The organism is Streptomyces albidochromogenes (assembly GCF_005981925.1).
In the GTDB taxonomy this organism is placed as follows: Bacteria; Actinomycetota; Actinomycetes; order Streptomycetales; family Streptomycetaceae; genus Streptomyces; species Streptomyces albidochromogenes.
Genome location: NZ_VBVX01000326.1, coordinates 1 through 7,009 on the forward strand (window position 1 = coordinate 1; position 7,009 = coordinate 7,009).

A 7,009-nucleotide genomic window follows, 5' to 3' on the forward strand; every position below is an offset into this window, starting at 1 on the left:
CCCTCGACCTGCCGCGCCCCCGCCTCACCCCGCAGCTGCCAGGTCAGCTCCGCCGCCTGCGCGAGGCCCGTCGCCCCCAGGGGGTGGCCCTTGGAGATCAGACCGCCGGAGGGGTTGACGACCCAGCGGCCCCCGTACGTCGTCGCGCCGCTCTCCACGAGCTTGCCGGACTCGCCCTCGCGGCACATGCCCAGCGCCTCGTACGTCAGCAGCTCGTTGACGGAGAAGCAGTCGTGCAGCTCGACCACGTCGACGTCCTCGATGCCGAGGCCGGACGCCCGGTACACCTGGAGCGCGGCGGCCCGCGACATCGGCCGGCCGACGACGTCGACACAGGAACCGGACGCGAAGGACTCCTCGGTGTCGGTCGTCATCGCCTGCGCGACGATCTCGACGGCCCTGTCGTGCAGCCCGTGCCGGACCAGGAAGCGCTCGGAGACCACGAGCGCGGCGGCGGCCCCGTCGGAGGTGGGAGAGCACTGGAGTTTGGTGAGCGGCCGGTGGACGGTCCTGGCGGCGAGGATCTCCTCGACCGTCCACACGTCCTGGAACTGGGCGTTGGGATTGTCCGCCGAATGCCGGTGGTTCTTGGCCGCGACCGCCGCGAGCTGCGCCTCGGTCGTGCCGTACCGCTCCATGTGCTCGCGCGCCGCGTTGCCGAAGATCTGCGCGGTGGGCGGGGTCGCCTCGAAGCCGTGGGCGGCGGCCATGACGCCGTAGTGACGGGCGACGGGTGAGGTGGCGAAGTCGCCGCCGTCCGCACCGCCGCCCAGCGCCCCCCGCTTCATCTTCTCGAAGCCCAGCGCCAGCACGCAGTCGCTGAGGCCGCCCTCGACGAACTGCCGCGCCGCCATGAGCGCCGTGGACCCGGTGGCGCAGTTGTTGTTGACGTTGTAGACCGGGACGCCGGTCAGGCCGAGTTCGTACGCCGCCCGCTGACCGGCGGCCGACGCCTGGAAGCAGTATCCGGCGACGACCTGCTCGACCTCGTCGTACGCGATCCCGGCGTCGGCCAGCGTGCGGGCACCGGCCTCCTTCGCCATGTCCCAGTACTGCCAGTCACGGCTCTCGGGCTTCTCGAACTTCGTCATCCCGACACCGACGACGTACGCCTTCGCGCTCACGGCGGAGCTCCCCTCAGTCACGCGGCAGGCCGAGCAGGCGCTCGGCCACGACATTGAGCTGGACCTGGGTCGTGCCGCCCGCGATCGTCAGGCAGCGCGACATCAGGAATCCGTGCACGGCCCGCTCCCCGGCCCCCTCACGCACCGCGCCCCCGGGCCCGAGCAGTTCGAGGGCCAGTTCCGCGACCTTCTGCTGGTGCGTGGTCTGGACGAGTTTGCGTACGCTCGCTCCCGCGCCCGGATCGAGCCCCGACACCTGCCGCGTCGTCGTTCGCAGCCCGACGCAGGCGAGGGCGTGCGCCTCGGCCACGAGCGCCCCGACGCGCGCCGCGTACGTGTCGTCGAGTCCGGCGGACCGTGCGATCAGCGCTTCGAGCCCGGTGTCGAAGGCGACCTGGTCGGCCATGTGGACCCGCTCGTTGCCCAGGGTGTTGCGGGCGACCCGCCAGCCGCCGTTCACCTCGCCGACCACCGCGTCGTCCGGCAGCAGTACGTCGTCGAAGTACACCTCGTTGAAGAGCGAGTCGCCGGTGATCTCCTTCAGCGGCCGTACGTCGATGCCCCCGGCCGTCTTCATGTCGACGAGGAAGTAGGTCAGCCCCTCGTGCTTGGGGGCGTCCGGGTCCGTACGGGCCAGCAGGACCCCGAAGTCGGCCCACTGCGCCGCGCTCGTCCACACCTTCTGGCCGCTGACGCGCCACCCGTCCGCCGTCTTCCGCGCCCGCGTCCGCAGCGACGCCAGGTCGGACCCGGCCTCCGGCTCCGAGAACAACTGGCACCACAGCACCTCGCCGCGCAGCGTCGGCCCCAGGTGGCGCTCCTGCTGCTCCGGCGTCCCGTACGCGATCAGCGAGGGCACGACCCAGGTGCCGATCCCGAGGTCGCTCACCTTCACCCCGGCCTCCCGCATCTCCCGCTGCACGGCGAGCTGCCGCACGGGTCCGGCCCCCAGCCCGTACGGCGGCGGCAGGTGCGGGGCCGCGTATCCCGTCGGCGCGAGCGCGCGGCGGGCGGCGGCCGGGTCGAGGCCGCGCGCGCCGCTGATCGCCTCGCGTGCCTGCCGGCGGTACGCCTCCGCTTCCGGCGGCAGTTCCAGCCGCAGCTCGCGCCGCGCGCCGGCCGCCGCGAGGCGTGCGGCGCGCCGGCGGTGCGCGTCGCCCGGACCGAGCAACTGGCGCGCGACGAGCGCCCTGCGCAGGTACAGGTGGGCGTCGTGCTCCCAGGTGAAGCCGATGCCGCCGAGGATCTGCACGCAGTCCTTGGCGCAGGTGTACGCGGCGTCGAGCGCGGCCGAGGCGGCGAGCGCGGCCACCAGGTCCCCGGCGTCGGACCCGGCGGCGCGGGCCGCGTCCCAGGCGAGGGCCCTGGCCTGTTCGAGCCGTACGAGCATGTCGGCGCACAGGTGCTTGACCGCCTGGAACCGCCCGATGGGCCGCCCGAACTGGACGCGCGTGCGCGCGTGTTCGGTGGCGGTGTCCAACGCCCACTGGGCGCCGCCGCACGCCTCGGCGGCGTACAGCACGGCGGCGAGGCCGAGCACCGGGTCGCCGCCGTCCCCGAAGACGAGCCGACGGTCGGCGGGCACGGTGACGGCGTGTGCGGTGACCTCGGCCGTGGGCCGGGTCGGGTCGGCGCTCTCATGGGTACGGACGACCAGTTCCCCGGCGTCCACGGCGAACCACCCGTCGCCGGCGGCGAGCACCAGGACGTCCGCCTGCCCCCCGCCGAGGACGGGCGGGGCGGTCCCGTCGAGCCGGTAGCCGCCGTCGACGGGGGTGGCGGTGAGCGTGCCCGCGCCGAGTGCGACCGCCCCGATGCGGGCGCCCGACGCGAGTGCGGCGACGAGCGGCTGCTGGCCGCCGCGCCGCAGCACCTCGGAGGCGAGCACGCTCGGCAGGTACGGGCCCGGCAGCGCGGCCCGTCCGGCCTCCTCCAGTACGACGGCGAGGTCGAGCAGCGCGCCTCCCCCGCCCCCGCACTCCTCGGGCAGGTGAAGCCCGAGCAGGCCCTGCCCGGCCGCCGCGTCCCAGTACGCGGGCCGCCGTTCCCCCGCCCCCTCGGCCACCGTCCCGTCGAGCACCTTCCGCACGGCCTCGGGCGGCACCGCCCGCGCGAGCCAGCGGCGTACGGAGTCCGCCAGGTCGCGATGCTCTTGCGTGATTCCGATACCCATGCGCGGCAGACTAGAACACGTTCCAATCTGACGGAAGGTCAGAAACGGACGGAAGAATCGATACGGCTACACCCGTTCGAGTGGCGGGGACATCATGGGGCATCCACGTGGGCAACGGACAGAAGGCACCAAACCATCGCCATCAACACCTACGTCTACGGATGGAACTTCATGCGACTCCGCAGCACCCTGGCCGCCGCTTTCGGCGCCTTCGCGCTCGTACTGACCCTGCCGGCCTCGGCCAGTGCGGCCGAGGGGACCTTCACGTACCAGTACGCCGACCGGACGGGCACGCTGACCAACCCTCCGAGCGAGGAGTGCGTCACGCTCCCCGAGGTGGCGGACGAGCAGGTCCTGCCGGCCCACACGCCGGGCAACGCGACGGACGCGGTCGCCACCGTCTACGCGGGCTCGGAGTGCACGGGCCCGCAGTTCGACCTCCGCCCCCACACCGGCCACGGCTCGGACCGGCTCAAGGTGCGCTCGGTCGTCTTCCACTGATCACAACGGCCACCGCCCCGGTCCCCGCGCTGCGCGCCTGCGCGGGGACCGGGGCGGAGCTGGGTGCTCAGCGGGAGTCGGGAGCGAGCCGACATGAGGTGTACTACGCGTACCACACTGACGCCATGACCCGTTCCGTACCGATAAGAGAGCTCAATCAGGACACGGCCGGCGTGATCGCTCGCGTCGAAGCGGGTGAGACGATCACGATCACCCGCAATGGGCGGCCCATTGCCACACTGGCTCCCCAAGGCGCCGAGACCGACAGCCCGGCCTACCCCTTTCGCACCGACCCCATGGGCGAGCTCGACGACCTCCCCGTTTTCCAGGGCCCGGACCTCAGCGACAACGAGATCGAGGACTCTTTGAGGGGCATGGGCGGCAGCGTTGACTGATCACGTGATCCCCGTGGCCATCGCCGACACCAACGCCCTGTTCCGGCTGTTCACCGCGTCCACCAAACGGCATGAGGAGCACCGCGAGGCGCTCAGCAGGATCGGCCACCTCATCGTCTCGCCGATGGTGCTCGCCGAACTCGACTACCTGCTGACCCAGAAGATCAACGCGTCCACGGCCGCGACCGCACTCGAGTTCATCGCCAAGCGCACCGACGCGCAGCGCTTCGAAGTGCCCGCCGTGCAGCCTCACCTGCACACGGCCCTCGCGGTCATGAACGGATACCGGGACCTCGACGGCGGCAGCGGGATCGGACTCGCGGACGCGATGAACGTGGCCCTGGCGGCGCACTACCGGACGGCGGCCCTTTTCACCTCGGACATCCGCTTCCGCATCGTGCGCCCCCTGGACGCGCACGAATCGTTCCGGCTCCTCCCGGACGACCTCTAGCCGATGCGCCCCTCGGCGGCGGCCGTGACGAACGCCGCGAAGGCGGCGGGAGCGACGGCGAAGGCGGGGCCTTCGGGGTTCTTGGAGTCGCGAACGGCGACACGGCAGGGCTGAGCGGCTACCTCGACGCAGTCGCCCCCGGTGTCACCGCTGTACGACGACTTGCGCCAGGCGGCGGCGCCGAGGGGGGCGCACTCGATGCACTCGCCGCCGGTGTCGGAGCTGTACGACGACTTACGCCACCGCGCGCCCGTCAGGTTCTGGATGATGTCCATAGCGCTCCTCCATTACGCGGGCGATCAGTGCCGCCGAATCCTCCACGGAGAGCGCGGCAGCCTGCAAATGATCGTAACGGAGCGAACCCTCCCTGAGAGCTTGAGGATTGGCCGTCATGTGGCCTTGGACGAAGTCCTCGGTGTAGACGAGGTCCGGGTCGCTCTCGAACCGCAGGACAGTGAATGAGCCCGGCAGCCCCGCATGTGCCCCCGCCTCGAAAGGCAGGATCTGCACCTTCACCCACTCCCGCCCGCGCAGCCCCAACAAGTAGGCGAGTTGGTTCCGCATGACCTTCCGGCCGCCGATCTCCTGATGCAGAACGGCCTCGCTCAGCACCACCCACATCAGTGGCGGGTTCTCGCGATCCAGTATGCGCTGCCGCTCCATTCGGGCGGCCGCACGGGCGTCGAGGTTGTCCCCGGTCCGGGCCCCCAGCACCGCCCGCGCGTACGCTTCCGTCTGAAGCAAGCCGTACACCAACTGCGCCTGGTACGTGGAGATGTACGCCGCCCGCGCCTCCATCTCCGCGTACGCCTGGAACCAGTGCGGCAGCTGGCTCCGCAGCACCAGCCCGACCAGCCGCGAGAACGTCCCGCCCGTCCCCAGCGCCGCGTCCATCCGCTCCGAGAAGTCGCGGGTCGGCACCTTGCGCGCCGTTTCGATCTGGCCGATCAGTGATCCCGTACAGAAGACGATGTCGCCGAGCTGACCCTGCTTGAGCCCGGCCGCCTCCCGCAGGCGGCGCAGTTCGGAGCCGTAGTAGTCCAGCGGTGAGGCGCTGGGATCGAGGTCGCGGATGTTGACCATGCGGCGGCCACCCCCAAGTTCACGCCGTGCGGCGTTCGTTTCGTTCGGTAGCCGAGCGTAATCGCACCACCGCATTCTGGTGACATGAATCACGCAACTGGCCCCTCACCGGCGCTCATTGACCACGGCTACCGGATGGGCTTCACCGTCGGTGAGCATTCGGCGCGGCATCTGCGGCGCATCCTGCGGGCGTTTCTGGCCCGTTGGGACATGGTGGAGCTGACCGACGCCGCCGAGCTGGCGCTCACCGAGCTCGTCGCCAACGTCGTACGGCATGTGCCGGGCCGGCACTGCACGCTCCTCGTCCTGCGCCGCCCGGGCGGGCTGCGGGTGGAGGTCGCGGACCGCTGTCCCCGCCCGGCGTCGCTCACGGCGGGCACCGGAGGCGACGGGCTCGCCGAAACCGGGCGGGGGCTGCTCCTGGTGGAGGCCGTGACCGACCGCTGGGGCACGGTGCCGACGCCGGGCGGCAAGACGGTCTGGTTCGAGTGCGATGCGAAGCCCTGTTCGGGCCCGCCTACGATGTGACCGCTCAGTAGACATCGTCCGTACGACCGGAGGACCCCATGGCCGCCGCCGCGCCCAAGCCCGAGACGCTCGCCGCCTTCGAGGCCGCCAAGGGCTTCATGCCGGTACGCGAAGGGCTCGCCCTGTACGCCGCCGCCGCCGAGGCCGGGGCGCTCGGGCTGCCGCTGGTGGAGGTCGGCACGTACTGCGGGCGGTCCACCATCCTGCTCGCCGACGCCGCTCGCGAGGCCGGCACGGTCGCCGTGACCGTCGACCACCACCGGGGCAGCGAGGAGCAGCAGCCCGGCTGGGAGTACCACGACCCGACGGTCGTGGACCCGGAGGTCGGCCTGATGGACACCCTCCCGACCTTTCGCCGCACGCTGCGCAAGGCGGGGCTGGAAGAGCACGTGATCGCGGTCGTCGGGCGTTCGCCGCAGGTCGCGGCGGTGTGGGGCCGCGAGGTCGGCCTCGTCTTCATCGACGGCGGCCACACCGACGAGCACGCGAGCGGCGACTACGAGGGCTGGGCACCGCACGTGGCCACCGGCGGGCTGCTCGTGATCCACGACGTCTTCCCCGACCCGGCCGACGGCGGCCAGGCCCCGTACCGCGTGCACCAGCGCGCGCTCGCGTCCGGCGCCTTCACCGAGATCTCGGCGACGGACTCGCTGCGCGTCCTGCGCCGTGTTTCGCCGGGGATCTGACCCGCGCGGTTAGCATCGCCGGGTGTCGTACGACAGCGAGCCCCCCACGCCCCCGACCACCCCTGCGC

Annotated in this window: 9 protein-coding genes; 5 read left to right on the plus strand and 4 right to left on the minus strand. The window is 72.0% G+C overall.

Features of this window, described 5'->3' with window-relative positions; genetic code table 11:
- Both E2E34_RS28895 and E2E34_RS28900 read right to left on the minus strand, forming a co-directional pair.
- A partial coding sequence (locus tag E2E34_RS28895) for a thiolase C-terminal domain-containing protein (RefSeq protein ID WP_244316224.1) occupies window positions 1-1,091 on the minus strand: 1,091 nt, incomplete at its 3' end.
- A gap of 46 nt (window positions 1,092-1,137) precedes the next feature.
- Window positions 1,138-3,297, minus strand: a complete 2,160-nt coding sequence (locus E2E34_RS28900; RefSeq protein WP_138904835.1) for an acyl-CoA dehydrogenase family protein — start codon at window positions 3,295-3,297, stop codon at window positions 1,138-1,140.
- A gap of 171 nt (window positions 3,298-3,468) precedes the next feature.
- Here E2E34_RS28900 and E2E34_RS28905 point away from each other — a divergent pair, with 171 nt between their 5' ends.
- From E2E34_RS28905 to E2E34_RS28915, 3 genes are all read left to right on the plus strand, one after another.
- Entirely contained in the window at window positions 3,469-3,798 is a 330-nt protein-coding gene (locus E2E34_RS28905) for a hypothetical protein (protein ID WP_138904836.1), read from the plus strand.
- Between the two features lie 125 nt (window positions 3,799-3,923).
- Window positions 3,924-4,193 carry a type II toxin-antitoxin system Phd/YefM family antitoxin gene (locus E2E34_RS28910; RefSeq protein WP_138904837.1) on the plus strand — a complete coding sequence of 90 codons (270 nt, stop codon included), beginning with the start codon at window positions 3,924-3,926 and terminating at the stop codon, window positions 4,191-4,193.
- A 4-nt stretch (window positions 4,194-4,197) separates the two neighbouring features.
- On the plus strand, window positions 4,198-4,644 hold the full coding sequence (locus E2E34_RS28915) for a PIN domain-containing protein (RefSeq protein WP_138904838.1): 447 nt from the start codon (window positions 4,198-4,200) through the stop codon (window positions 4,642-4,644).
- Here E2E34_RS28915 and E2E34_RS28920 read toward each other — a convergent pair.
- Complete coding sequence (locus tag E2E34_RS28920; protein ID WP_138904839.1) at window positions 4,641-4,919, minus strand: DUF397 domain-containing protein; 279 nt, start codon at window positions 4,917-4,919, stop codon at window positions 4,641-4,643. The two genes, E2E34_RS28915 and E2E34_RS28920, sit on opposite strands and share 4 nt — an antisense overlap.
- Window positions 4,879-5,727 (minus strand): helix-turn-helix domain-containing protein, encoded by an 849-nt coding sequence (locus E2E34_RS28925; protein WP_138904840.1) that lies wholly within the window; start codon window positions 5,725-5,727, stop codon window positions 4,879-4,881. The genes E2E34_RS28920 and E2E34_RS28925 overlap by 41 nt, the downstream gene beginning before the upstream one ends.
- An 84-nt stretch (window positions 5,728-5,811) precedes the next feature.
- Between E2E34_RS28925 and E2E34_RS28930 the strand changes: the two genes are divergently transcribed.
- Window positions 5,812-6,255 (plus strand): ATP-binding protein, encoded by a 444-nt coding sequence (locus E2E34_RS28930; protein WP_244316222.1) that lies wholly within the window; start codon window positions 5,812-5,814, stop codon window positions 6,253-6,255.
- A 38-nt stretch (window positions 6,256-6,293) separates the two neighbouring features.
- A complete protein-coding gene (locus tag E2E34_RS28935) occupies window positions 6,294-6,941 on the plus strand; it encodes a class I SAM-dependent methyltransferase (RefSeq protein ID WP_138904841.1) in 648 nt (215 codons plus the stop codon).
- The last annotated feature ends 68 nt before the right edge of the window (window positions 6,942-7,009 follow it).